The following is a 1,641-nucleotide window of genomic DNA, read 5'->3' on the forward strand; positions in this document are numbered from 1 at the left end:
GAGGTCCAGGTTCATGTCTCTCCCTACGGCATCCGCCGCTCCGAGGTGACCGGGCGGCTACCCCAAGCCTCTCGTGCGGCGCGCGCGGCGCAACTCGGCGTGGGGGGCAGCGGGCGGCGCCCGTCCACGGCGCGGCCGGGGACGGGCCCCGCCCTCGGTGCTCCGCCCGCTCCGTACCTCCGGCCGCGCCGCCGGCCACCCGCCTGGTCCGGGGGCCGCATCGCCCCCGCGCACGGGCGGCGGACGGTACGGCGCCGGCGCGCGCACGGGGTGCGGCCGACACCGCCCCCCGCCTGCCGGCCGGAGCCGCCGGTCAGGCGGCGGTACCGGTCTGAGCGTCCGGCACGCTCCGCGCGAGGATCGCCGCCGTGTCCACGCCGCCCGGCAGGGTGCCGAACGCCAGCCCCCGGTCACCGTCCAGCCGCGAGGCGCAGAACGCGTCCGCCACCGCCGGATGCCCGTGCCGTACCAGCAGCGAGCCCTGGAACACCAGTGCCATCCGCTCCACGAGCCGCCGCGCGCCGAACTCCACCGAGGCCGGGTCGCCGAGCCCCGCCAGGTCCTTGCGGAGCCCCGCCACGGCCGCGTCCAGGCGCCGGTCCGCACCCGCGGCCCGCTCGGTCTCCGCGAAGAACGCCTCGACGGCCTGCGGCTGCCGGCCCATCGCCCGCAGCACGTCGAGCGCGGCCACGTTCCCCGAGCCTTCCCAGATGGACGGCAGCGGCGACTCCCGGTAGAGCCGCGGCAGCCCCGAGTCCTCGACGTAGCCGTTGCCGCCCAGACACTCCAGCGCCTCCGCCGCGTGCGCGGGGGCCCGCTTGCAGACCCAGTACTTGGTGACCGCGAGGCCGAGCCGCCGCAGCTGCTCCTCCTCCGCGTCGCCGCGCGCCGCCCGGTCCACCGCCCCCGCCAGCCGCAGCGCGGCGACCGTGGCCGCCTCGGCCTCCACGGCCAGGTCCGCGAGGACGTTCCGCATCAGCGGCTGGTCGGCGAGGCGGGCCCCGAACGCACGGCGGTGCGTGGCGTGGTGCGCCGCCTGCACCAGGCCGTACCGCATGCCGGAGGCGGAGCTGACGGCGCAGTCGAGCCGTGTCATGTTCACCATGCGGATGATGGTGGCGACCCCGCGCCCCTCCTCCCCGACGAGCCGGCCGAGGGCGCCCTCGTACTCGATCTCGGAGGAGGCGTTCGACCGGTTGCCCAGCTTGTCCTTGAGCCGTTGGAGGCGGATCGCGTTGCGGGCGCCGTCCGGCAGGACGCGCGGCACCAGGAAGCAGGACAGCCCGCCGGGCGCCTGCGCGAGGGTCAGGAAGACGTCCGACATGGGCGCGGAGGTGAACCACTTGTGCCCGGTCAGCGCGTACAGGCCGGGCTCACCGGCGGGGACGGCCCGTGTGGTGTTCGCCCGGACGTCCGAACCGCCCTGCTTCTCGGTCATCGACATCCCGGCGATGATCCCGCGCTTCTCCGCCGGCACCCGCAGGCCGAACTCGTACACGGGGGAGGAGAGCAGCGGCTCGTACACCTCGGCCAGCTCAGGCTGGACGCGCAGCGCCGGGACGGCGGCGTACGTCATCGAGACCGGGCACAGGTGCCCGGCGTCGGCCTGTCCCCACACGAACACCTTCGCGGCCCGCGCCA

General features: G+C 76.4%; 1 protein-coding gene. It reads right to left on the minus strand.

Translation table 11 applies throughout. The features are described from left to right. Positions 1–313: 313 nt before the first annotated feature. Positions 314–1,641, minus strand: a 1,328-nt coding sequence (locus tag RIF68_RS36065) for an acyl-CoA dehydrogenase family protein (protein WP_309055880.1), incomplete at its 5' end; no start/stop codon positions are given.

Origin of the sequence: Streptomyces sp. (assembly GCF_031178505.1) — a bacterium.
GTDB lineage: Bacteria > Actinomycetota > Actinomycetes > Streptomycetales > Streptomycetaceae > Streptomyces > Streptomyces gulbargensis.